Here is a 22,962-nt window from a genome sequence, read left to right as displayed (position 1 = left end):
ATGAACGATTTTTTAAGCCCTGACAGGCCTCACTCCCTACTGCCGGGATTCTTGCCGAAACGCTCCCTGTAGCACTTCGTGAAATAGCTCGGCGTGGAGAATCCCACGGCATAGGCCACCTCGGAAATGCTCTTGTCGGTGGTCTCCAGCAGCCTTTTCGCACGCTTGAGCCGCGCCTCGCGTATCACCTCCACGGGAGAATAGCCCGTGAGGGCCTTGATCTTGCGGTAGAGCTGCGCCCGGCTGATGCCCATGTCGCTGCTCAGCTGGTCTACATTCAGGTCGGGGGCGGCGAGTTTCTCCTGCATCAGCCTGCGGAACCGGTCGATAAACTCCGTCTCCATGCTCTTCGGCTCGGCCGACGCCGCCGGCGAGTCGGCCCTGGCATGGTCGCCCTCGGCAGCAAAGGCCAGCTTCATCCGCTTGCGATTGAGCAGCAGATTGCCGATGCGGGCTTTCAGCACTTCACTACTGAACGGCTTTGTGAGGTAGGCATCGGCACCCTGCTCGTAGCCCTGTGCACGGTGTTCTTCCATGATGCGGGCCGTGAGCAGGATGACGGGGATATGGCTCGTGATGGGGTCGGCCTTGATGCGCCGGCAGAATTCCAAGCCGTCCATGACGGGCATCATGACATCGCAGACAATCAGGTCGGGCACATCGCGCAGGGCGCGACGCAGTCCCTCGGCTCCGTCGGCCGATTCCGTAACCTCGTAGGAGTCCGACAATACGGCCATCATATAGGCGCGGATGTCGGCGTTGTCGTCTATGACGAGGATGGAAGGCTTCTCCTCGGCGCCCTCGGTGATTCTGTCTACCATCACCTTCGACTTCAGGTCGTCGGCCGACTGGTCGTCCCTGGTGGGACCGGAGGCAGCCGGTGAGGCGGCAGAAGCCGTAGATTCAGCAGCGGAAACCACCTGCAGGGGAATCGTTACGGTGAACTCGGTCAGCCCGCCGGGGTCGCTCGTCGCCCTGACCGTGCCGCCCTGCAACTCGGCAAAGGCCTTCACCAAGGCAAGCCCGATGCCGGTGCCGCCCTTGGCATTACCGGCCTGATAGAACCGCTCGAACACGCGCGACAGCTCCTCACGGGGAATCACCTGCCCGTCGTTGGCCACGCGGATGCAGGCGTTGCCGCCCTCCTCGTGCGCCGACACGACGACGCGGCTGCCCTCGGCGCAGTATTTCACGGCGTTGTTGAGCAGGTTATAACAGATGCGCTCCACCTTATATATATCGGCGTGCATCATCAGCCGCTCGGGCAGCTCCAGTGAGAGCACGGCCTTCTTGGCGGCGGCAGCCTCCTCGAACACCTCCGCCCACTGGCGCAGGCTTATCGCCAGGTCGAAGTCGGAGAGGCTCAGCGTCATCTTGCCGTTCTGCACCTTGCGGAATTCCAGTATCTCGTTGACCAGCCTCATCAGCACATCGATGTTCCTGTGCACGATGCGCAGCATGTCCTGCTGCCGCGGAGTGAGGTTGTCGGCGTGCTGCAGATGGTCTATGGGGTCGGCGATGAGCGTGAGCGGCGTGCGTATCTCGTGGCTCACATTGGTGAAGAACTGCAGCTTAGCGTTGGTGGCCTTCTCCTCCATCCGCCGCTTCAGGGCGAGCGTGTGGTAGATGTAGGCAATCAGGCCGATGAGCAGCAGGATGATGATGGCCGACAGCAGCATGTATATCTGCTGGTGATTATATTGCGCCAGATAGTCGTTCACCTTGCCGTGGAGCGATTTCAGACGGCTGCTTTGCTTGTCCAGTTCTTCGTTCTGAAGGAGTAGCACGCCGGCGTTGTCGCGCGTAACGAGCGCCCCCTTCAGGTAATTGTCGCGGCGGTAAGGCTTTCCCTCGAGGATGTTGAGCGCCAGCTGCATGACGATGTCGCCACGGGTGGGATAGATGTAAGACGCCACCAAGTGGCCGTCGCGCACCTGCTCCAGTCCGCCCCCGCGGCTGGGAAGGGCGTCAATACCCACGAAGCGGATGTTCTTGGCGCCGTGCTTCCATGCCGATTGCCGCGCGCCGATGCCCATACGGTCGTTCTGGGCAAACACATAGTCGACCTTCGTGCCTGCCAGAAGGATGCTGTCCATCTCTACCCTGCCCCGTTCCTTCAGCCATCCGGCATATCTGCGGGCCACCAACTTGATTCCCGGATAGCGGCTGATGGCATCCATGAATCCCTTATGGCGCTCTATGGCCGGCGAGGAGCCCTTCAGGCCGCATATCTCGGCAATGTTTCCCCTGCCGCCCAGCTGCCGGGCGATGAAGTCGCCCATTTGCCGGCCAACCTCATAGTTGTCTGCCCCGATGAAGGCGGTATAGTTATTGGAGTCGGTCTTGCGGTCGAAGAGGATGACGGGAATGCCCTTTCCGTAGGCCTTGTCGATGACCGACGAGATGGTGTGAATCTGGTTGGGCGAGACGATGATAAGGTCTACGCCCTCGTCTATGAACCGCTGTATCTGCTCGGTCTGGAGCTCGTCGTTGTCGCCGGCCGACGCAAACTCCAGCTTTACATTCTCATGCTGGTAGGTACTCATGACAAGCTCGCCGTTGAGCTTGTCCCGCCAGATGTCTTCCGAACACTGCGACACCCCGATGACATATTGCTTCTCGCCCCTTCCGCAGGCCGTGAGCAGAAAGAGAGCAACCGTGAATAGGAATAAGAAACGACGCTTCCTCATTGTATTTTTTAGTCATTTGTTTAGGCTCTTTTGCAAATATACAAGATTTTTATTGAATTTCGCAAGAAAAACAAAAGATATTTTCCTGCCGGTGAGGGGCACGAAGCGGAACGGGAAACGGGCACCGGCGGGACGGCGGGCGGCTCTACCTGAAACAAAAGGCGGCCACCCGTGATGCTACAAGCCGTGTGTAATCGTGTTACAAACGGCGTGTAATCGCGTTACACGCCGCTTGTAACATTCCTCCCGGCTACCTCGGGCATTGCGGCGGGCGGCTCCCGCCTTCGGAAACCATCGCCTGAACGGATGCTAACGACCACCGGCAGCCGGGCCTTTCTCCTTGTTAAACTGCTTGATAACGCTGTAGGAGTTGTAGATGCCGAGCTCTCCGGCACGGCTCAGGTCGCGCACTCCACCCGTTTTTCAAGAAAAGAAGAAGAGGCAGAGAAAGAAATCACGGTGAATGTCCATGGTTTCCGAGAAAATATATTATATTTGCGAGATAACTGAGAATCGGCAACCGTAAACAATATTAATATGAAAAGAACACTTATATCTTGGGGCCTGGCAATGCTTTGCGGAGTAACGGCAGCGCTCCTGACGGCTTGTAGTGAACAAAAGACGCTCACCGAGGCTGCAAGAAGCATGGTGCCGGACTACGATTTGAGCAAGGCGGAGAAGCTGCTGATAAACAAGGAAAACGACTTCTCACTGCGCCTCTTCCGGCAACTCGCGGCAGGCAAGGACGGCAAAAACCAGGTATATTCGCCCCTGGGAGCATTATATCTGCTCAACATGACTGCTACCGGGGCAACGGGGGAAACTCGCGGGGAAATATGCAAGGCGCTGGGCATCAGCGAAAAGGAGATAGAAGCGTTCAACAAGTTTGCCCACCGGCAGATGCTCTCCCTGGCCATAGACAGTCCGCAGGTAAGCGTGGGCTCTGTCTTCATGAATCGTTCTTACCTGAAAAGTGCAAATATAATTGCCACGGAAGGCAGCGACTATTTCAAGGAAGATTACCGGGCAAAGATGGAGCAAGACTATTTTGCAGGAGTCATAGAGGGCAGATTTGACGAAGAAATGCAGAAGAGGCTTGACGATTGGTGCAATGAACAGACGGCGGGCATGATTCCCCGCATGCCCCTGAAAGTTGACCGGGACACGAAATTACTGCTCGTAAATGCCAACAACTTCGCCGGCGTATGGCCGGAAGAATTCTCAGAGGCAAGGCCGAAACCGTTCTACGAAGGTACGAGCAGCAAGGTAAGCATGATGAGCAAGATAGACAAAGAGAAGTATAGCAGCGTCTGCAAACACGCAAACTTCAGCCTTCTGAACACGCATTACACCGGTGGATTCAACATGCAAATCATCTTGCCGGACAGCCTTGTCGACCTCCGGGCCTTCATAGATCGGCTGTCCATGGAAGAACTGCGCGCTGCACAAGGAAAGCTAAAGACCTATGAAGAGGTGCATATATCCATCCCTAAGTTTGAGGCAGCAACCGACATGTCGCTCAAAGAGCCGCTACGGCAACTGGGCATGCACAAAGCTTTCGGCGATGATGCCGAGCTGGTAAACATCAGCGACAAGCCCTTAAAGATAAACAAGATACAGCAGCAAACCAAAATCAAGGTGGATGAATGGGGAACAACGGCCGAATCGGTTACCGGCACGGAGTTTGCGGAACTCTCGCTGGTCATAGCAAAAGAGGAGAATATCGCCTATTTCGAAGCCAACCGGCCGTTCGTCTATTTGATATACGACCCCTTTGGGGCTATCTGCTACATCGGCACCTACCACGGAGAATAAACAGAAGATAAATCAGACTTATCTAAATACAGACGCAGAAATACATACGGGCGGTTTTAACGATTATCAGCAGCCAGGCCTTTCTCTTTGTTAAACTGCTTGATAACGCTGTAGGAGTTATAGACGCCAAGCTCTCCGGCACGGCTCAAGTCGTGCACTCCACCCGCCCTGTCGCCGTTATAATAGCGAGCAAGACCGCGGTTATAATAGGCTTCGGCCAGCTTCCCGTCGAGTTCTATCGCCTTCGTATAGTCATCGATGGCATTGGCATATTCCTTACGGACGGCATGAAGATTGCCACGGTCATAATACAGATAGGCATTCTTGGGACTGAGCTTCACGGCGCGGTCGAGGTCGTCTCGCGCCTTCATCATCTTTATTTCGATATCTATTCCATGTGAAGCGTTGAAGTTGTTCATCATAATCTGGCACACGGCACGCTCCCAATAGCCCATGGCAGAAATGCTGTCGAGGTGAATATAGGCCGTCAGGTCGCTGATGGCTGCGTCAAAGTCCTGCACCGTGCCGTAGGCAACGGCACGGCGAATAAGCAACCCTTTCGCCTTGTCGACACCTTTCGTGGCCTCTATCCGTGCGGAAAGGCTGTCTATCAGCTGGAAAAAGGCCGTAGACTGAGCCTCGTCGAGCTGCACGGGGTTGCAGTTCACATAGAGCTTCTCCCGCGAGTTCTCCGTGCGGTTGAACTCCTCCACCTCGGGGTCGAAGGCCTGATAGGACTTCACGCCGTTGTTATACTGGAAGTAGGAAAGGCCGTAGAGGGGCATGAAGGCCACCTCGACGGCGCGGTTCTGTATCTGTCCGCGGTAGGCACTCTTGTATTCATGCTCCACTTCGTTCTCGTCTTCCTGCACGAGTTGATTGTATTTCTCCGGGTCAATCTCACTGCGCTTGCGCACATCCTTACGCTTTCCCTTGCTCCATCGCGGCTGTATGCCCTGGTGTTTGTTCATCTGGGCCTTGAAGATGCGGAACTCGTCGAGTTCGGCCTTGGCCGTCATGCCCAGCCGCCGATAGGCGTTGGCACGATAAGAGAGGCCTGTCCAGAAGTTGGGAAACTGGTCGATGACCGTGGTATAGTCGCGTATGGCGTCGCGCAGGTTGCCCGTGCGGTCGTTGAGGAGAGCCCGGTTGAAGATGGCCATGAAGTTCTTGGGCTCCATGCGGATGATGAAGTCGAAGTCGCTGATGGCCCGGTTGTCGTCTCCGAGCTGCATGCGCAGCTGGCCGCGGTTATAGTGGGCGAGGAAATTGTTGGGGTCGAGGTCGATGGCAGTATCATAGTCCGCCATCGCTCCGCGCAGATTGTTGTAGTTGTAGCGAGCCAGGGCGCGGTTGACATAGTTTCCCACGGTCTTGGGCTTCAGGTGGATGGCCTCGCTGAGATACTTGTCGGCCTCCCTCCACTGCCTTCGCGACAGGCTGATATAGGCTCGCGTAGTCCACGCATTCCCGTCGTAAGGGTCGAGTTCCAGGCTTTTGTCAAGCCATTTTACCGCTTCTGTAGTGTCTTTCTCGTGCAGATAGACCTCCGCGTTGAGGGAATAGGCGTTGGCGAACTGGCTCCAACGGGCGACGATCGTGTCTACATCGAGATGAGCCTGCCTGTAGTCCTTCGTGTTCATACGACAGATGACGCGGTTAAACCAAAAGTTGCGCTGGCCAGGATTCAGCCGGATGGCCTGCCCGTAGTCGTCAATGGCATCACTATACTTCTCTTGCCGGATACGGGAAATAGCCCTCAGATCATAAATCTGGTCAATATAGGGATTAATGCGGATGGCCTGTGTGGCATCGTTTTCCGCTCCTACGAAGTCTTCTAAATAGAACTTCGCCACGGAACGGTAATACCAAGGCTGGTAAAGATAGGGCTTCAGGGCTATGACCTGATTGAAATACTGAATCGACAACACATAGTCCTCATAGTGGAGAGCCACCTCCCCACTGGTCAGCAGCCTGTCGGTATTGTACTGGGAGAATCCGGGGAGGCTGAGCAACGACACCAGGAAAACTATGATATGCCGGCGCATGGGGCAGCTATCGATGCAAGGGTTTTGTACGATAGGCACAACGATACTTGCCTTGTATCATTGCCTTCAGCTTGTTGCGTATGAGTTGCTTGCGCAAGGGCTTGACCCTGTCGACAAACATCGTGCCGTCGAGGTGGTCGAACTCGTGCTGCATCACGCGGGCGAGGTAGCCTTCCACCCACTCGTCATGCTCCTTGAGCTCTTCGTCGACATACTTCACATGGATGCGCGTGGGGCGCGTTACGCTCTCGTGGATGCCCGGCACGGAGAGACAACCCTCCTCCAAAGTCTCCGTCTCGGTGTCGTCATACTCGAGGATGTGCGGATTAATGAAGGCACGCCGAAAGTTCTCATACTCGGGAAAATCGTCCTTCAACACATCAAGGTCAATCACTACTACACGGATAGGCTTGCCTATCTGTGGCGCGGCGAGCCCTACGCCGTCAGAAGCGTGCATGGTCTCAAACATATCCTGTATCAGCTGCTTCAAGTCGGGATAGTCGAGGGGAATGTCCTCTGCCGTCTTCCGAAGCACTGGTTGTCCATATATATAAATAGGTAATATCATTCAATCTCCTTTAAAAGCTGATTTCTACTATCTTTTTTCTAAAGTATTTCTATCCTACTTGCGGGATTTCATCCAATCCTGAAGGATTATCGTGGCGCTTATCTCATCCGCCAGGCCCTTGTTTTCCCTGCGGACCTTCTTGCCGATGCCGCTCTCGAGGATGGCGCGATGCGCCAGAACCGAGGTGAATCGCTCGTCGTAATACTCAATCGGAACATCCGGGTGCAGCTCCTTCCATCGGTTTACGAACTGCTCCACACGCACCATGTTCTCGCTCGGACGCCCATTGGGCTGCATGGGTTTCCCTATGATGATCCGCTCAACCGGCTCTCTCTGGATATAAGCGGCCAGATATTCAAAAATTTCGGATGTAGAAACAGTGGCCAAACCATTTGCAATCAGTTGCAAAGGGTCGGTCACTGCTAATCCTGTGCGTTTCTTACCGTAGTCTACGGAAAGTATTCGCATCAGTTATTTCTTATAGAGCAGCCAGGCGTCTGGATAATTTCCACCGCGGAACTGATTGCGGCTTGCAACGGCCGAAGCCTTGTCAGAATGCGTAGAAGCCACCACGCGATACATATTGCGAGCTGAGTTGTAAGCAATCTGGGCATCATAGCCGGCAGACTTCAATGTATTCTGCAGCCCTTCCGCATTAGCTTTCAGCGAGAAAGAGCCTACTACCACGCTATAAGACTGGAGTCCTGCGCCGCTGACGAGGGTAACATCCTCCGTACGAACGGTTGCATTATCAACATTGTCTACTACTGTAGTCTGTGTCGCAGGTTGCTGAACGATAGGTGCCACGACAGGGGCTTGGGTAACAGGCTGCTGATCCTGAGCCACCTGCTCCTGAGCTTTTGCTTTCTCGTAGGCCTTCTTATAAGCACTTTCCTTGCTTGAGCCGCAACTTGCTAAGACGAGGGCGACGCAGAAACCTGCGCACATAGCCAAACTTTTCTTCATCATTTTCTGTTCTTATTGAAATTAAACTTAAATACTCATTTTAGTGCAACAAAGTTACGAATAATATCGAAAACACAAGCGAAAATGGCGCATAAAGTTTGTTAAATCAACAAAATAGAAACTATTTAACAAAAAATGGCTACCGTTTTCATTGCCGTTCTCATTTCTTTTCTTATATTTGCGAGTGAATATCGTCCGCCAGCCGGACGAAGAATGTTAAACTATTTAATAAATTATTTGGTTATGAAGACATTAGGTTATATCGGAGCTTTCATTGGCGGAGCCATTGCAGGTGCTGCCGCAGGTTTGGCTTTTGCCCCGGAAAAGGGTGTTGACACACGCAACAAAATCGCAGATGCCGTGGATGAATTCTGCAAGAAGCATGACATCAAGCTATCGCGTAAAGAGGTTGACGACCTTGTAGACGACATCAAGGACGCTGCAGCAGAGGTCGTTGAATAATCGCACAGATGTTCTCGAACGACAGAAACATAGAAACGATAGGGCAGCTTGTCGAAGTGCTCAAGCACTATATCGGCCTTCAAAGCGAATATGTGAAGCTCGATATGGCAGAAAAGGTCGTGCGCCTGCTCACCGTGGCCACGATTACCGTTGTCATCTCGGTCTTGCTGATGCTTACCCTTATCTACTTCTCGTTCGCCCTGGCTTATGCACTCGAGCCCAGCATGGGCCTGCCCTGGGCTTTCTGCGTTGTCGGAGGAGTGTATCTGCTGGTGCTGATATTGTGTGTCATTTTCCGCCATAGATGGATAGAGCGCCCGCTCGTGCATTTCCTGGCGAGTCTTTTAATGGAGAAATAAGCCTATGAATACTGACGACTTATCAACCTATCGTTCACTTTCTGACATACATCTCAGGAAGGAGATGCTCCTGAAAGACATTCGCAAAGACGACGAGCAGATTCGCTCCATGTGGAAAGAACTGTTCCATAAACCGGAACCAACGGCCGCCCTGACCCCGTCAAAACGATTCAACACATTGATGAACACGGGAGCCGGGATTTTAGATGCCGTCATCCTGGGATGGAAACTCTACCATAAATTCAGCGGAAAACAACTTTTCAATACAAAGAAAAAGAAAAGATAGTTTTTAGACTGTCTTCCCCCTATTCTGTTCATTTGACAAGTCTGAGCTATGCCCGTTAGCGGCAAGCACCTGTCAAATGGACAGAGTTGTTTGCATGCCTTTCTGAAGGCATACCTTGCCGCCACAACTCCCAGCCTCCGTGATATCCCCAAGGTAAAAGTCAGGATATAAAAAAATGGGACTCCGCTGAGTCCCTACCTTGTTAACCTTAAATCTAATACTATGAAAAACACACTGCAAATTTAAACATAAAATAGGAATATGCAAATTTTTAAATGTGTGAACGCACACTTATAACATTGTTTAAGTAAAACAATGGCCATTTTATCACTTTTAACCTTTTTCTATCAATTCACTTACAGATTGACTTTCAAACCGTCGTAAGCGAATTGAAATCCAACCGGAAGCTGCCGGTTAGCATCATCATGAAAGCCAATCTCATGAGTCATGTGTGTAAAATAGGTAGATTCAGCCCCCACCCTGCGAGCAAACTCGATAGCTTCTCCCACCAGCATATGGCTGTGATGCTCCCGTTCCCACCGCAAGGCATTCAGCACAAGGGTATCCACTCCTTCCAGATAGGGCATCTCCGTCTCCCCGATAGTCTTCATATCGGTGATATAGGCAAAGTTCCCGACACGGAAACCGAGTATCGGCAGCCTGTCGTGCATCACCTGAATCGGCATGATCTCCAAGTCGCCAATCGCAAAGGATCTATGAGGCGCAATCACATGCAACTCCAATCGGGGAACCCCGGGATAAAGTTCCTCGGTAAAGCAATAGGGCATCGTATGCCTTAAACCGTGCTCCGTCGCCTTATTGGCATAGACATGAATATCGCCGAAAACGCAGAATGGACGCAAGTCATCCATCCCCGCGACATGGTCGTAATGAATGTGGGTTACGAGCACACCGTCTATCGGTTTGAAAGGCAGCGGCATGAGCTGCTGGCGGATATCAGGGCCGCAATCTATCAGAACGCGCGTGTTTCCGCTCTCCAACAAGGCAGCCGAGCGCAGCCGCTTGTCCTTGGGATTCTTGCTGCGGCACACTTCGCACTGGCATCCCAACGCCGGGACGCCCCCCGAAGTACCCGTTCCAAGGAAAGTAAGTGTCATCGGATGTTCACCTCCGGATAAATCTCTATATCAAACTTATGCTTCACATCCGCGCGGACAGCCTCGCAAAGATTCAAGATATCGGTGCCCGTGGCACCTCCGAGGTTCACCAGTATCAATGCCTGCTTGCTATGAACTCCGGCCTTGCCAAGGGGACGCCCCTTCCAGCCGCACTGCTCAATCATCCAGCCTGCCGGAATCTTCTCGTGCTCACCGTCAATGGTGTAATGGGGCATGCCCGGGTATTCCGCCGCCAGCTGCTCGTATTTCTCACGGAAGACAATAGGATTCATGAAAAAGCTGCCTGCGTTCCCCAAGATTTGCGGGTCGGGCAACTTCTCCCGGCGGATTTCTATAATCACATCCCGAAGCTGCTGCGCCGTAGGCTGCCCTATCCCCTGCTCCTTGAGCTTCATGCGGATATTGCCATAGTCAAGCTTCGGGACAAAGGCTCGTGAGAGTTTATAAGTAACCTGGACGATGAGAAACTTGTCTTTCCACGCATGCTTGAACTTGCTCTGCCGATAACTATACTCGCAATCATCATTGCTGAAGACGACCATGTTTCCCGTTGCAATCTCAACAGCCCGCACTTCATCGATGAAATCCTTGGCTTCAGCCCCGTAGGCACCGATATTCTGAATGGCCGAAGCTCCCACCTGTCCCGGGATAAGCGAGAGGTTTTCCATGCCATAATAGCCCTGCTTCACGGCATAGGCCACCACATCGTCGAAAGTCGTGCCCGCCCAGCAATGCAGATAGATGCCGTCAGCCTCGTCTGCATCTTCTGACTCCACGACCTCAAACCGGTTTTCAGGAGTGATCACAGTGCCATGATAGTCGCCCGTAAGCAAGAGGTTGCTCCCTCCCCCCAACAGGAGCAGGGGCTGGTCGGTTTCCTTCAGGCCGCGGACGATTTCCACGGCCTCTTCGGCGGATGCGTATTCGAGAAATCGGTCGCACCGGGCATCAATGCCGAATGTGTTGTGCCGCAGGAGAGAATAAGACTTCAGGTCCTTCATTTAGCTGTTGAATTTCACGAGTTTCCACGCCCCGCCCTTCTTGCGGAATGTCATTTCCATCTCCAGACCATTGGCTATACCGCGCACCATGAGAATCTTCTGGGTGCTCTCGGTATATTTCTGCCCATAGAGGATATTGTAGATAACGCCCGTAGGAATGATGGCCGGCTTGAACATCGGCCACTGCTCGGGAACCATTTCGCCCGTAATGCTCTTGAAGTCGTCGTCCGGATCAGGAGCGGTGAAGGTAACCATGTCGTTCATGCTCGCTATCTGGAAAGTCGAGTCGGAGCTGAATTTATCATAGAATGTCAGGAAACTGGCATTCATGTTTTGTGAAATAGGCTTGTAATGGATGGCCGTGAGCATCCAGAGGCCGTCTACCCGGTCAAAGAGATACTGCTTCACGGTCTTGCTCTTAAAGTAAATCTTCTCCACGGCAACACGGTTCACGCTGGTATCCTTTACCAGATTAATCTGCTTGCGGTTGTCGAAGATGAGCGTATAGTATTCCTGCCGCATGAAGAAATGGTCTACCTGCCAGCCCTTCTTCTGTATAGGCTTCTCCGGCCTGCCGTTACGGACGACGGCAAGGGGAAACCGGATGCGCTTCACCTGCAATCTCCGGTTGCCCGCGAAATTGAAGAAGAAGTCGTCAAACAGTTCGTCGGCAGCCTTCGGCATCGGCTGTTCCTCTAACATTGTCTCCAGCGTGTCCGTCGTAATACTGTCGGCCACGGAGTCTACCACCGCGGAGTCTGTGGCAACCGGCTTCCTGTCGGAACATCCTATACTGGAAAAACCCACCATGGTGAGGATTAGCAATCCCATGAAAAACCAAGCACATTTCTTCATCTTAGGCCTTTTTTATATCTGTTTGCCTCTCAAATTGTTATGCAAAATTACAACTTTATTTTGAGATATTTCTTATTTTACGGTAAAATTATTACCTTTGCACGAAAATTGTAACTTTATCGAAAATATGATACTGGATAAAATTGACGAGCTTCTGAAAGAAGTGGGTGCCCTCCAGGCAAGGAATGCTGAGGAAATAGAGCAACTGCGCCTGAAATACCTGAGTAAGAAAGGAGAAATCACAGCCCTCATGGCCGACTTCCGCAATGTGGCAGCCGACCAGAAAAAGGCCGTGGGAATCAAGATCAACGAACTGAAACAGACGGCTCTCAGCAAAATTAATGAGCTGAAGGAACAGGTGGAGATCTCAGAGGAAGAGAAAGACGACCTCGACCTCACCCGCACGGCCTACCCCATCCAGCTGGGCACACGCCATCCGCTCACCGTGGTCAAGAACGAGATTATCGATATTTTCAGCCGCATGGGCTTCACGCTGGCCGAAGGGCCGGAGGTAGACGACGACCTCCATGTCTTCACCAAGCTCAACTTCGCGGCAGATCATCCGGCACGCGACATGCAGGACACCTTCTTCATCGAGCAGAATCCGAACGATGTAACCAAGAACATCATCCTCCGGAGCCACACCTCCGGCGACCAGGCTCACTACATGGAGACCCACCAGCCGCCGCTGCGCATCATCTGCCCGGGCCGCGTCTACCGCAACGAGGCCATCTCGGCGCGCGCCCACTGCTTCTTCCACCAGGTGGAAGGGCTGTACATCGACAAGAATGTGAGCTTCACCGACCTCAAGCAGGTATTGCTCACCTTCGCCCGTGAAATGTTCGGGGCCGACACGAAAATCCGCCTGCGCCCCAGTTACTTCCCGTTCACCGAGCCGAGTGCGGAGATGGATATCTCCTGCAACATCTGCGGCGGAGAGGGCTGCGGGTTCTGCAAGCACACCGGATGGGTGGAGATTCTCGGCTGCGGAATGGTCGACCCGAATGTGCTCGAGGCATGCGGCATCGACTCCAAGGTATACACCGGCTATGCCTTCGGCATGGGCGTGGAGCGCATCACCAACCTGAAATACCGCGTGAGCGACCTCCGCATGTTCTCCGAAAACGACACCCGGTTCCTCGAGGAATTCAAGACGGCGCGCTAAAATGGCAAGGGCGTTCCGCAAGGCCACGGCAGAAGACCTCTACCGCATCCTGCAGCTCATCGACTACGGGCGGCAGAAGATGCGCCGGAGCGGAAACATGCACCAATGGACGGACGGTCAGCCTTCGCGCGAAACGATATTACAGGATGTCGCCATCGGCAACAGCTATCTTCTCGAAGAAGACGGCATGCCGATAGCGACATTTGCCTTTGTGCCGGGACCCGACATCACTTATAGGAAAATTTACGAGGGGAAATGGCTCAACGAGGAGCCTTACTATGTGGTGCACCGCATGGCAAGCATGCCGGGAAGGCACCATGCGTTCAACGACATACTTGACTTCTGCTTCACGCAGACCGACAACATCCGCATCGACACCCACCGCGACAACACCGTCATGCAGCACCTCATCCTGAAATACGGGTTCCACTATTGCGGAATCATCTACCTTACGGACGGCACCGAGCGGTTGGCCTACCAGAAGACCACGGCTCCCGAGAAAGTTACAAGCAGCTTGTAACATGATTACACGCTGCTTGTAACACGATTACACACGGCTTGTAACACGATTACACACGGCGTGTAACATTCCTGCCGGCGGCCTTCTTCCTTTCAGAAGGTTTCCTTTTCGGCCACCGCAAACAGGTAATCGGAAAGCCGGTTCATGAATTTCATGACCTCATCGGCTATCGGCCACCACTCCCTCACCGCCCAGAGGCGGCGCTCGGCAGTACGCGCCTTGGTACGGGCCACATGCAGGAACGCCTCCTGCCGCGAACTTCCGGGAACCACGAAGCCGAAAGGAGCCGCGGAAGCAAGGGCGTCTATGCGCGCCTCCATCCGCTGCGTGAGGGTTTCCAACCCCTCCGGACTGACCGAGTCCGGCATCACCACATGGCCCATCACCCGCATCAAGACAAGTTGGATTTCCTTTATAATCAGCGCATCCTTATCTTCTTCCGGCAACAGCGTGCGCACTACGCCCAGCAGGGCGTTGAGCTCGTCTATCTCGCCATTGGCCTCTATGCGGATGTCGGTCTTGCTCACTCGGTCGCCGCGGCCGATAGCCGTCTGTCCGTCGTCGCCTTTTTTCGTGTATATTTTCATCTTCCTGGGTTTATTTCTTTCGTATAATCACATAGATAATCACGGGAGCACCGATGAGGGGGGTTACCGCGTTGAGCGGAATCATACCGCTCTCTCCGGGCAGATAGCAAATCAGGTTGCACAGCAGGGCCACGGCCGACCCCGTAAGGAGCGTTGCCGGAAGGAGCTGCCGATGGTTGTCGGTGGTAAGGAGGAGGCGCGCCATGTGGGGAACGGCCAGTCCGATAAAGGCTATCGGCCCGCAGAAAGCCGTCGTAACGGCCGTCAGCACTCCGGTGATGACGAGCAGCCCGTTGCGCAGCCGGCGAGTATTCACCCCCAGGCTCTCGGCATACTGCTCGCCGAGGAGCAAGGCGTTGAGCGGCTTGATGAGCAACACGGAGGCCATGAGGCCGACCACCGTTACGCCGGCGAATGCCGGCAACTGATGCATCGACACTCCGCCGAAGTTGCCCATGCCCCAGACCATATACGACTTCACCCCCTCTTCCGTGGCGAAAAAGTTCAGCAAGGAGACGGCAGAGGAAGCCAGATAACCCGTCATGATACCGATGATGAGCAGCATGACATGGCTCCTGACTATCGTGGCAAAGAAAAAGATGAGTGCCGTAACGGCCATGGCACCGGCAAAGGCTGCCAGGATCACCGACACCGTGCCGTAAAACCAGGCCACGGGAGCCAGCATCACGAGAGCCACGCACAGTCCGGCCCCGCTACTGATGCCGAAGATGTCAGGTCCTGCCAGCGGATTGCGGAATGCCGTCTGCAGCATCAGTCCACTCACGGCGAGGGCAGCTCCGCAAAGGGTGGCCGTAACGGCCTGCGGCAGACGCGACTCAAGGATGATGAAACGCCAACTTTCGTGGGCAGCCCCGCCGCCTGTCAAAATCTCAAACACATCCCTCGCCGGGATGCGGACGCTCCCGACAAAGAGACTGAGCGCAAACAGCACGATGACCAGCAGCGTCAATCCCAGGCAATATCCCACCCCTCTATTCAAGCTTCGTGTAAAACTTTAAGCCTCCTAAATTCGCCTCAGGATGAAGGAGTTGTATGAATTCCCTCAACAAGAAGTCAGGACGGAAGGCCACGGTCTCGAAGTAAGGCACGACCGCAGTATTGCATTCGTAGATTTCGCCGTCGCGAAAAGCCTTCAGTCCGCTATATCCATGGAACTCCTCCAACAGGTCGGCCTTCGACAAAAGCTTTGCCCCGTTGTACTTGAAGGCCCATACCTCCGTGTCTCCTGCCTTGTCGAGCACCTGCTCGAACGGCAGGGCCAACGACCCGGCATGGTCGTCGGCCGCAAAGGCATAGCCTCCGTGGGCATCGCGGATAAGCTGCCCCACGGAACTTCTACCTCCGGGCGTATACCATACGCTGCCTGTCTTGCGCTCCGTAAGTATCGACCTTCCCTTCGGAAGCTTCGAGGCATAGGCCTTCAGGGCCTGATAGCTACTGTCCACGACCTGGAACAGCGAGTCGGCTTCGCGCTCCCGTCCGAAGAGCAGGCCGTAGAACCGCATCCACTCTGCCCGTCCGAGTGCCGAAGTCTCCATGTAGTCGGCCGCCTCGATGATGGGAATGCCCAGCCTTTCGAGCTTTCCGTAGCCTCCGGAATTCTCAAACGGAGAGACAACGAGGGCGTCGGCCCTGGCGTCGACCATCTTCTCCGTCATCGGCGAGAGGCCGTTGCCACAGTCCACGATGCGCCCGTCTCCGACCCGCTTCCGGATTTCCGGAATGAGGATATACTGCAAGTCGCAGACCCCCTTGACATTTTCCTCCGCCCTTAAATCGCAGAGCAGCTGGCAATGAGGCGAGGTGAACACCACCGCACGACGGAAAGGCTTGTAGACATCGTATTCATGCAGCACCTTGCCTTGCTGCCACGGACTCTTGATGGAGACATGGATATGGTCGGCATAGCGCACCATCGTGAGGAGCGTGGCATACTTCATGGGAATGGTGTCGCCGACATCCTGCACGGAAGAGGCCACCCTCCCCCCGCAGGAACACAGCAATGCCAAGGCCGAAAGGAAGACTGCCGCCCGCCTCATCATGGCTTCTCGATTACCTCAACATGGTCGTTGAAGACGATGGTGCCGGGGCTCACGCCAATCGTATACTTCTTCTTCAGACTCCCCCAACTATTGTAACGGTAGAGAATACCATCGGTATCATAGCTTGCGGATGAAGGATAGTCGGGATTGGGACTGAGCGAAGACACATAGACATCGTTGGAAATCGGGTCTACGGCTATGGAATAAGGGAACTGGGGAGCCTCTGAAGGAGTCCATGTTTGTGCCTTTCCGTTTGACACACTATACACTCCGTAGGTCGGCGTGCCGCCGTAAGGGGCATTCGCATAGATAATATTGCCGCCCATATCATAGGCCATCATCGTGGCCTCGAAGAGTTTCTCCACCTGCAAGTCCGTGGAGCGGATGGCTTCCACATGCGCCTTTATATCCTTATAATTGCCCATGCAGACCACATAGACATACCGCCCGTCGGTGAGCAGCTGCGTGGGATTCAGCCCTACGGTGATGTCGGCAACCTTTGTGAGGGTTTTCTTGTTCAAGCGACACACACTTTTCAGGTAATAACCAGGGTCAGTATACTGTTTGGTGGCATCCGTGGAATTGGCCACATACACATAGTCGCCCAAGACAGCGATACCCTCGAGGTGAGAACCCACAACCTCAGAGGTTTTCTCCAGCATACGATTCTCAGCATTGATCATGCTCACCTTGCCCGTGTAGGAAGACACATAGACATGCTCGCCGTCCGTAGCCAGCTCGCGGGGAGACTCTATCGTTACATATCCAAGGCTCTTAAAGGTTCTGGAATGAATCATCTCCACGCGCCCTTCGTCGGCACAAGCGATGTAAAGCGTGGAGTCAACAAGCACGGCATTATTGGGAGTGCCGCCCAGAGAGCGGCCGTTAGCACTCGCAAAGACACCTCGCTTCACATGGTCGGCTGAATAGTCGAGATAGTCCAAGGTGCCATTAATCTGACTATAATAGCTTCCTTCATTCAGGATGAATACTCCGTCGGATACGACCTTATATTCCCTGTCAGGCAAATAGTTGTCGTCGTCATGACACGCGGTAAAGACCGCCAAGCCTAACAATAGGCAAAGAATACTCGAAAAACTCTTTTTCATACTGCTAATATTTTTATATTTCTAATGTGATTGATATTCTCCACGAACGGCCGGGCATGGGATAATGAGCCACAAGGTCATATTGCTTGTCGGCTATATTCATCATGGCTGCCCGTGCCGTGAGTGTATATTTCTTCAAAGGGAAAGTGCGCCAAAGACTCGCATCCATCTCCACGAAGCCGGGGATGCGGGTTCCGGCACTATGGCTGTTGGTTGTCCACCGCTCGTCCATGCCGTCAAAGGCGCAGGTGAAGTTAGCCCAGGGATTATGCCATGTCATCGTAGCACAGAAGGTATGCTCCGGCGTATAGGCTATCTGATTCTTGTAATATTCCGAATTCTTATTCGACTGGTTTTCTGCCCGCTGCCAACTATAGTTGCCATTGAGCTCCAGAGCATGCCGGGCAGCGAGGCTATATCTGGCATTTGCCGTGAAATCGACCCCATAGACCGTAACCTTTGCAAGGTTCATCATATGCCATACAAACATGTTGAACGGTATGGCAACTATCTTGTCATCGACTCTGTTGAGATAGCCATCAAGAGTAAGACTGGTCTCAAAGCGTCGCTGTCGCTTGGCATAGGTAACTCCCAGATTCAACTGCCGCGTCTTTTCCGGGCGCAGGTCGGTGCTTCCGATATGGTAATAATAGAGTTCGTTGAAGGTAGGCATGCGGAAGATGCTCTTCCAGAATGCCCTGATATACAGTTCCTCTGCACTCAACAGCCTATAAGAAAGGCTTATGGAGGGAGAAAGACGACGGCCGTCCTTGCCGGTTTCGCCCGCCCGCACCTCATTTATATAGTTACTCCACAAAAGCCGCGAGACAACGGTAAGCCGACCCGTGGCGACTTTGGCCGAAAGGGTCTGCAGGAGGGAGTGTCTCGAGGGATGGCCGGAAGCAGTCTGACCGGTTGTAAGGGCATTATAGAAATAGTCTCCCGCATAGCTGAAGGCCAGCCAGGATTTCGGACTATAGAGAGCTGCCACGGAAGCATAATACTCCTGCTGATAATACCGGCCGTCAGGGATTCCCGAGGCGGGATTTCCATTGCGGTAATCACTCTTTGCCCAATTATACTTCAAATTGCCCTGCAAAGAGAACCTGTCAGACAGCGTGGCATAGTAGCCTGCCTGTGCGAAGGCGTTCTGATCATGCAGCGTCTCGCTGTTTTTATTATTATACAGATGCACGATTCCGGGCAGCTGACGATTGTTGTCATAGTAATAGAGTTTCCCGGAGAGGGTCTGCCGGTCGGTTATTTTCCACAACAGGTTCGTTTCGAGATGCCCCGAATTCATCTTGCTGTTCTGCCGGCGCTCCTTCGTTAGAAGCTTTACATTATATATCTTGAAAGGATAATCGTTGTCGGAATGGGTAAACTCGCCCATCACGGAAAGGGAAAGCCTGTCAGAAAGGCTCTGCCCGTAATATAGCGAGGGCACGACCGTATTCCAGGAGCCATAGGTGAGCCGGGCTTTCAGGTGCGCAGAGTGGTCTTCGGTGGGACTTTTCAGATTGTCAATCACCAAGGCCGCCGCGGAAGAAGTGCTTCTTGCCGGCAGGAAGATGTTGTCGTCTTCACCGATAACCATCTTCAGCATGCTCACATTATCCAGCGAATAGCGCGAGAGGTCGATTTCTCCCGTCTGACAGTCGCTCAATGCAATACCGTCGTATATCACCCCCGTATGGCGACTTCCGATGCCGCGAACAGAGACCGTCTTCATCCCCCCTGCCCCGCCATAGTCCCTGACGGTAATCCCCGCGATATGGGTGAGGGCGTCGGCCAGGGTCATAATGCCCAGATTCAGCATTCTCTCTTCGGTAATCATTTGAACAGGAACCGTAGCGGCAACCGTCTTGTTTTTCAAAGACACTATCTCCACGCCCTGCAAAGCATGCACTCTACTGGCAATCGAATCAGTTTGAGCCTGAAGACCCAGCACCGACATCATCAAGGGAAATATAATCGCTCTTCTACCCATAAAGACCTTTCATTTTCTTCCTCGAGAAAAATGAAACTCTAACTTGCAACGGCAGGTCTTCTGACTTGCGGCCGAAAAGGCTGCCTTCCCATTCTTGTTCAGACAGTGGCACCCATGCCTTTCGATAATGCCGCATACAGCAGCGGGACTGTTCAGGACTCTCACCTGATTCCCATTTTAATCACCTTCAGTGAACCAAATGCAGAGACAAAGATACAAAATTAACCATATAAATAAAAACTTACACTTGTTTTTTTTCAAACAGAGCCACTTTTTAACTATTATCCTTTCCTAATTGTAGGGAATTTAGTACCTTTGTTCCCCAGAATAAATATCTAAACTAAACAACTAAAATGTCAGAAGAAAAAGAAAATCAATTGAGTAGTCGCATCTCGGCAAAGAAGGTTTGGGAGCTTCTTGCCATCATTGCGGCTACCCTGATTGTCTGGAATCTCCCAACCGACTTCTTCGGAATCTCGGGATTAACGATTGTGCAGCAACGAATGATTGCCATCTTTGTGTTTGCAACACTTTCCTGGCTCCTGGAAGCCATTCCCTCGTGGGCCACATCGCTGGTTATCATTACTGTCATGTGCCTAACTATTTCCGACAACTCTATAGCCCTATTCAAGGGAGACGGCAGTACATTTGGCGAGCTGCTAAAGGCAAAAGACATCATGGCGACCTTTGCCAATCCTGTCATTATCCTGTTCTTGGGTGGCTTTATCTTGGCTATTGCCGCGACAAAGTCGGGTCTGGATGTACTTTTAGCCAAGAATCTCATCCGCCCGTTCGGCCATAAGAGTGAGAATGTGTTATTGGGCTTTCTCCTTATCACGGGATTCTTCTCCATGTTTGTCTCCAATACTGCCACGGCAGCCATGATGCTTACCTTCCTCACCCCTGTATTTGCCGCTCTGCCTGCAAGCGGAAAAGGGCGCGTGGCATTGACCATGAGCATTCCTGTAGCTGCAAACATTGGAGGTATGGCCACCCCGATAGGCACCCCTCCGAATGCTATCGCACTTCAGGCCATGACGCAACAGCTCGGCATAAACCTCAGTTTCGGGCAATGGATGATGTTCATGTTCCCATTGGTAATTCTTCTGCTCTTTATAGGCTGGCGAGTGATTCTAAAGCTCTATCCATTCACACAGAAGTCCATTGACTTGGAAATCACCGGAAATATTGCCCATGGATGGCGCATGTGGATAGTAGCAGGCACATTCTGCATTACAATCCTAATGTGGTTGCTCGACCGTGTTACGGGCGTAGATGCCAATACGGTAGCACTTATTCCTATTGGTATCTTTGCCCTTACTGGTGTAATCACCGCAAAAGATCTGCAGAAAATAGACTGGTCGGTCATCTGGATGGTGGCGGGAGGCTTTGCCCTTGGTCTGGGCATGAATGCTTCAGGACTTGCAGACAACGCCATAGAAAGTATTCCCTTCGGCAGTTTCTCGCCAATTCTTATCCTGCTCATGTCAGGCCTGATATGCTATTTCCTCAGTAACTTCATCAGCAATACGGCTACAGCGGCCCTGCTTGTTCCGATTCTTGCCGTAGTATGTACGGGCATGGGCGACAAACTAAGCTCCATCGGCGGCACGCCTACTGTTATTATAGGTATTGCCCTCGCTGCCAGCTCTGCCATGTGTCTGCCGATATCTACGCCCCCCAATGCTATTGCCTACTCTACAGGCCTTGTAGAACAGAAGGAAATGCTGAAAGTGGGACTATTGGTAGGTGTTGTCTCCATGGTTTTAGGCTATACCATGCTCTACTTCATCGGAAAGGCAGGATTCTTTGCATAGATAAGTCTTCATAGTTTTTGAGGCAACTATAACAATAAAGGAGCTTGGAAAAACCGAGCTCCTTTATTGTTACAAACCTCTTTGGATACCTCCAGGTGAAATCAGAAGAACATCCTTGCCTCGCATTAAAAAACGATTTTGGCAAATACCGGGTAATGGTCTGAAAGCACATGCCGTACCTTCTCGCCGTCAGCCCCGGCGCGCCAATCGGTATCGTTCAGAATGGCATAACGCTGAACATCAACGCTCTTGCTTACAAAAATATGGTCAATACGCCGGTCCGTGTACTGTCCTGTTTTGAAATCGTTGAATGATCCATTGGGAGCAAAGCAATATCTGGCACTCGCATAACAATCCTTCAGCAAGTCCGACTCTGAGAAGATGGCATAAACCTCGTTATACTGGTCTACATTGAAGTCGCCAGTCAGCACCACCGGCTCGTCCGTCTTCATGAGTTCCTTCATCTTCTTCATGATAAGCTTGGCACCTTCCCGGCGCGCTATCACCCCAATATGGTCCATATGCGTATTGAAGAAGTAAAACTTCCGCTTGCTTTTCTTGTCTTTAAAGTATCCCCATGTACATACACGCTTGCAGGCGGCGTCCCATCCCATGACCGGTTTCGTGGGATCTTCGGCAAGCCAGAATGTGCCACTGTCAAGCAGTTTGAAGCGGTCTTTCTTATAATAGACGGGGGAATATTCTCCTTCTTCCTTCCCATCTTCCCTGCCCACGCCCAAGTAAGCATAGTCCGGCAACAAGGCCAGCATGTCCACTATCTGCTGATGGGTAGCCTCCTGGCAGCCAAACAAATCAGGATAGATGAAGTTTATCTCCGCACACATTGCTTCCTTGCGCTGATTCCAGCCGTCAAAAATCTTATAGTCGCCACGATTATTGTTACGAATATTATAGGTGCCTACCGTAAGTTCCTGTCCATTGACGGCCAAGACGGCAATCACACTTAAAATTAAAAGGAAATGTTTTTTCATCTCAGATTATTTATTAAAAGTTTTATAAATGCTATTTTCACATATCTCTCATCCCATATACTTAAAAAAGAAGATGGCAGCCGCCAGAAGAACGACTATCAAGATGAAGCCTATAAATCCGTCTAAGGCCCGATTGGAAAACCATTCCGGATCCCGGGGAAATATATCCAGATCCAAAGAGTCCAGCTCTCCGGCTGCCTTCATCATTTCCAAAGCTTCCGCTTGGGTCATTCCTTCCTTCTCAAGAGATTCCAGCTCTGCTTTCAATTCGGCACTAAGCCGTTGAGGCAGGCTTTTCCCCAGTTGCTCCGATTTCCACTTATCAAAAGCCTCCCGATAGTGTCCCGGTTTGTAATTGAGGTCCGGAGCGTCTGTTACCAGCGAATGGAAGCTATACCCATCGCGCTTCAAGAGATGGTAAATATAGCGGATACCGGCACCCAAGAAGATGCATGTATACCTGATAAAGCCATTCAGCAAGTCTCTAAACATGAGTTTCCTTGGAAATCTCTACGACAACAAGCCTTGTC

22 protein-coding genes and 1 riboswitch are annotated in these 22,962 nt (G+C 52.6%); of the genes, 7 read left to right on the top strand and 15 right to left on the bottom strand.

Annotated elements, in window-relative coordinates:
- Positions 1-29: 29 nt before the first annotated feature.
- Entirely contained in the window at positions 30-2,690 is a 2,661-nt protein-coding gene (locus tag BM114_RS06565; protein WP_092111654.1) for a substrate-binding domain-containing protein, read from the bottom strand.
- Positions 2,691-3,227: 537 nt separating this feature from the next.
- Here BM114_RS06565 and BM114_RS06560 point away from each other — a divergent pair.
- Positions 3,228-4,505: a serpin family protein gene (locus BM114_RS06560; protein ID WP_092111652.1), complete on the top strand. Its 1,278-nt coding sequence runs from the start codon at positions 3,228-3,230 to the stop codon at positions 4,503-4,505.
- Between the two features lie 56 nt (positions 4,506-4,561).
- Here the strand turns inward: BM114_RS06560 and BM114_RS06555 are convergent, their stop codons facing one another.
- From BM114_RS06555 to BM114_RS06540, 4 genes are read right to left on the bottom strand one after another with little or no spacing between them, the layout of a single operon-like run.
- A complete protein-coding gene (locus BM114_RS06555; protein WP_092111651.1) occupies positions 4,562-6,553 on the bottom strand; it encodes a tetratricopeptide repeat protein in 1,992 nt (663 codons plus the stop codon).
- 7 nt (positions 6,554-6,560) lie between these two features.
- Positions 6,561-7,121, bottom strand: coding sequence for a peptide deformylase (gene def, locus BM114_RS06550; protein ID WP_092111649.1), 561 nt, complete (start codon positions 7,119-7,121; stop codon positions 6,561-6,563).
- Positions 7,122-7,175: 54 nt separating this feature from the next.
- Positions 7,176-7,592 (bottom strand): Holliday junction resolvase RuvX, encoded by a 417-nt coding sequence (gene ruvX, locus BM114_RS06545; protein ID WP_177207069.1) that lies wholly within the window; start codon positions 7,590-7,592, stop codon positions 7,176-7,178.
- Complete coding sequence (locus BM114_RS06540) at positions 7,593-8,087, bottom strand: SPOR domain-containing protein (protein WP_092111830.1); 495 nt, start codon at positions 8,085-8,087, stop codon at positions 7,593-7,595.
- A 243-nt stretch (positions 8,088-8,330) separates the two neighbouring features.
- On the opposite strand from BM114_RS06540, the gene BM114_RS06535 reads away from it, so the two are divergent.
- From BM114_RS06535 to BM114_RS06525, 3 genes are read left to right on the top strand one after another with little or no spacing between them, the layout of a single operon-like run.
- Positions 8,331-8,549 (top strand): YtxH domain-containing protein, encoded by a 219-nt coding sequence (locus BM114_RS06535; protein ID WP_092111828.1) that lies wholly within the window; start codon positions 8,331-8,333, stop codon positions 8,547-8,549.
- Between the two features lie 8 nt (positions 8,550-8,557).
- A complete protein-coding gene (locus BM114_RS06530) occupies positions 8,558-8,908 on the top strand; it encodes a phage holin family protein (RefSeq protein WP_092111644.1) in 351 nt (116 codons plus the stop codon).
- A 4-nt stretch (positions 8,909-8,912) separates the two neighbouring features.
- Positions 8,913-9,194, top strand: coding sequence for a hypothetical protein (locus BM114_RS06525; protein WP_092111642.1), 282 nt, complete (start codon positions 8,913-8,915; stop codon positions 9,192-9,194).
- A gap of 356 nt (positions 9,195-9,550) precedes the next feature.
- Here BM114_RS06525 and BM114_RS06520 read toward each other — a convergent pair whose 3' ends face one another.
- Genes BM114_RS06520 through BM114_RS06510 form a run of 3 tightly spaced genes read right to left on the bottom strand, consistent with a single transcriptional unit; the run spans position 9,551 to position 12,189 of the window.
- Positions 9,551-10,312: an MBL fold metallo-hydrolase gene (locus BM114_RS06520; RefSeq protein ID WP_092111640.1), complete on the bottom strand. Its 762-nt coding sequence runs from the start codon at positions 10,310-10,312 to the stop codon at positions 9,551-9,553.
- The gene (gene murB, locus BM114_RS06515; protein WP_092111638.1) at positions 10,309-11,334 is read right to left on the bottom strand and encodes a UDP-N-acetylmuramate dehydrogenase; all 1,026 of its coding nucleotides are present in this window, start codon (positions 11,332-11,334) and stop codon (positions 10,309-10,311) included. The genes BM114_RS06520 and murB overlap by 4 nt, the downstream gene beginning before the upstream one ends.
- The gene (locus BM114_RS06510; RefSeq protein WP_092111636.1) at positions 11,335-12,189 is read right to left on the bottom strand and encodes a DUF4348 domain-containing protein; all 855 of its coding nucleotides are present in this window, start codon (positions 12,187-12,189) and stop codon (positions 11,335-11,337) included. It lies immediately after the preceding gene.
- 127 nt (positions 12,190-12,316) lie between these two features.
- Between BM114_RS06510 and pheS the strand changes: the two genes are divergently transcribed.
- Together pheS and BM114_RS06500 are read left to right on the top strand one after the other, a co-directional pair.
- A complete protein-coding gene (gene pheS, locus BM114_RS06505) occupies positions 12,317-13,354 on the top strand; it encodes a phenylalanine--tRNA ligase subunit alpha (RefSeq protein WP_092111634.1) in 1,038 nt (345 codons plus the stop codon).
- 1 nt (position 13,355) lies between these two features.
- Positions 13,356-13,874 (top strand): GNAT family acetyltransferase, encoded by a 519-nt coding sequence (locus BM114_RS06500; protein ID WP_092111632.1) that lies wholly within the window; start codon positions 13,356-13,358, stop codon positions 13,872-13,874.
- 92 nt (positions 13,875-13,966) lie between these two features.
- On the opposite strand, the gene BM114_RS06495 is transcribed toward BM114_RS06500, so the two are convergent.
- The 5 genes from BM114_RS06495 to BM114_RS06475 are packed head-to-tail and all read right to left on the bottom strand — an operon-like array spanning position 13,967 to position 19,623.
- On the bottom strand, positions 13,967-14,461 hold the full coding sequence (locus BM114_RS06495; protein WP_092111630.1) for a cob(I)yrinic acid a,c-diamide adenosyltransferase: 495 nt from the start codon (positions 14,459-14,461) through the stop codon (positions 13,967-13,969).
- Positions 14,462-14,471: 10 nt separating this feature from the next.
- Positions 14,472-15,461, bottom strand: coding sequence for an iron ABC transporter permease (locus BM114_RS06490; RefSeq protein WP_092111628.1), 990 nt, complete (start codon positions 15,459-15,461; stop codon positions 14,472-14,474).
- Complete coding sequence (locus BM114_RS06485) at positions 15,454-16,524, bottom strand: ABC transporter substrate-binding protein (protein WP_369808406.1); 1,071 nt, start codon at positions 16,522-16,524, stop codon at positions 15,454-15,456. Before BM114_RS06485 ends, BM114_RS06490 begins: the two co-directional genes overlap by 8 nt.
- Entirely contained in the window at positions 16,521-17,633 is a 1,113-nt protein-coding gene (locus tag BM114_RS06480; RefSeq protein WP_143089270.1) for a YncE family protein, read from the bottom strand. The genes BM114_RS06485 and BM114_RS06480 overlap by 4 nt, the downstream gene beginning before the upstream one ends.
- A 13-nt stretch (positions 17,634-17,646) precedes the next feature.
- On the bottom strand, positions 17,647-19,623 hold the full coding sequence (locus BM114_RS06475; RefSeq protein WP_092111624.1) for a TonB-dependent receptor plug domain-containing protein: 1,977 nt from the start codon (positions 19,621-19,623) through the stop codon (positions 17,647-17,649).
- Positions 19,624-19,655: 32 nt separating this feature from the next.
- Positions 19,656-19,838: riboswitch (cobalamin riboswitch) on the bottom strand.
- A gap of 138 nt (positions 19,839-19,976) precedes the next feature.
- Here BM114_RS06475 and BM114_RS06470 point away from each other — a divergent pair.
- Positions 19,977-21,440, top strand: coding sequence for an SLC13 family permease (locus BM114_RS06470; RefSeq protein ID WP_092111623.1), 1,464 nt, complete (start codon positions 19,977-19,979; stop codon positions 21,438-21,440).
- 125 nt (positions 21,441-21,565) lie between these two features.
- Here the strand turns inward: BM114_RS06470 and BM114_RS06465 are convergent, their stop codons facing one another.
- The gene (locus tag BM114_RS06465) at positions 21,566-22,432 is read right to left on the bottom strand and encodes an endonuclease/exonuclease/phosphatase family protein (RefSeq protein ID WP_092111620.1); all 867 of its coding nucleotides are present in this window, start codon (positions 22,430-22,432) and stop codon (positions 21,566-21,568) included.
- 48 nt (positions 22,433-22,480) lie between these two features.
- Complete coding sequence (locus BM114_RS06460; protein WP_092111618.1) at positions 22,481-22,924, bottom strand: hypothetical protein; 444 nt, start codon at positions 22,922-22,924, stop codon at positions 22,481-22,483.
- Between the last annotated feature and the right edge of the window lie 38 nt (positions 22,925-22,962).

The organism is Prevotella sp. KH2C16 (genome assembly GCF_900113305.1).
GTDB lineage: Bacteria > Bacteroidota > Bacteroidia > Bacteroidales > Bacteroidaceae > Prevotella.
This window is presented reverse-complemented; position numbering and strand designations above follow the sequence as displayed.

Excerpts from the sequence above, each read along its gene's own strand:
- BM114_RS06555 (WP_092111651.1), bottom strand. The coding sequence starts at position 6,553 with ATGCGCCGGCATATCATAGTTTTCCTGGTGTCGTTGCTCAGCCTCCCC.
- BM114_RS06510 (WP_092111636.1), bottom strand. The coding sequence starts at position 12,189 with ATGAAGAAATGTGCTTGGTTTTTCATGGGATTGCTAATCCTCACCATG.
- BM114_RS06495 (WP_092111630.1), bottom strand. The coding sequence starts at position 14,461 with ATGAAAATATACACGAAAAAAGGCGACGACGGACAGACGGCTATCGGC.
- pheS (WP_092111634.1), top strand. The coding sequence starts at position 12,317 with ATGATACTGGATAAAATTGACGAGCTTCTGAAAGAAGTGGGTGCCCTC.
- BM114_RS06460 (WP_092111618.1), bottom strand. The coding sequence starts at position 22,924 with ATGTTTAGAGACTTGCTGAATGGCTTTATCAGGTATACATGCATCTTC.
- BM114_RS06535 (WP_092111828.1), top strand. The coding sequence starts at position 8,331 with ATGAAGACATTAGGTTATATCGGAGCTTTCATTGGCGGAGCCATTGCA.
- BM114_RS06560 (WP_092111652.1), top strand. The coding sequence starts at position 3,228 with ATGAAAAGAACACTTATATCTTGGGGCCTGGCAATGCTTTGCGGAGTA.
- BM114_RS06520 (WP_092111640.1), bottom strand. The coding sequence starts at position 10,312 with ATGACACTTACTTTCCTTGGAACGGGTACTTCGGGGGGCGTCCCGGCG.
- murB (WP_092111638.1), bottom strand. The coding sequence starts at position 11,334 with ATGAAGGACCTGAAGTCTTATTCTCTCCTGCGGCACAACACATTCGGC.
- BM114_RS06465 (WP_092111620.1), bottom strand. The coding sequence starts at position 22,432 with ATGAAAAAACATTTCCTTTTAATTTTAAGTGTGATTGCCGTCTTGGCC.
- BM114_RS06530 (WP_092111644.1), top strand. The coding sequence starts at position 8,558 with ATGTTCTCGAACGACAGAAACATAGAAACGATAGGGCAGCTTGTCGAA.
- BM114_RS06540 (WP_092111830.1), bottom strand. The coding sequence starts at position 8,087 with ATGAAGAAAAGTTTGGCTATGTGCGCAGGTTTCTGCGTCGCCCTCGTC.
- BM114_RS06470 (WP_092111623.1), top strand. The coding sequence starts at position 19,977 with ATGTCAGAAGAAAAAGAAAATCAATTGAGTAGTCGCATCTCGGCAAAG.
- BM114_RS06480 (WP_143089270.1), bottom strand. The coding sequence starts at position 17,633 with ATGAAAAAGAGTTTTTCGAGTATTCTTTGCCTATTGTTAGGCTTGGCG.
- BM114_RS06500 (WP_092111632.1), top strand. The coding sequence starts at position 13,356 with ATGGCAAGGGCGTTCCGCAAGGCCACGGCAGAAGACCTCTACCGCATC.
- BM114_RS06565 (WP_092111654.1), bottom strand. The coding sequence starts at position 2,690 with ATGAGGAAGCGTCGTTTCTTATTCCTATTCACGGTTGCTCTCTTTCTG.
- BM114_RS06475 (WP_092111624.1), bottom strand. The coding sequence starts at position 19,623 with ATGGGTAGAAGAGCGATTATATTTCCCTTGATGATGTCGGTGCTGGGT.
- BM114_RS06485 (WP_369808406.1), bottom strand. The coding sequence starts at position 16,524 with ATGATGAGGCGGGCGGCAGTCTTCCTTTCGGCCTTGGCATTGCTGTGT.
- BM114_RS06525 (WP_092111642.1), top strand. The coding sequence starts at position 8,913 with ATGAATACTGACGACTTATCAACCTATCGTTCACTTTCTGACATACAT.
- def (WP_092111649.1), bottom strand. The coding sequence starts at position 7,121 with ATGATATTACCTATTTATATATATGGACAACCAGTGCTTCGGAAGACG.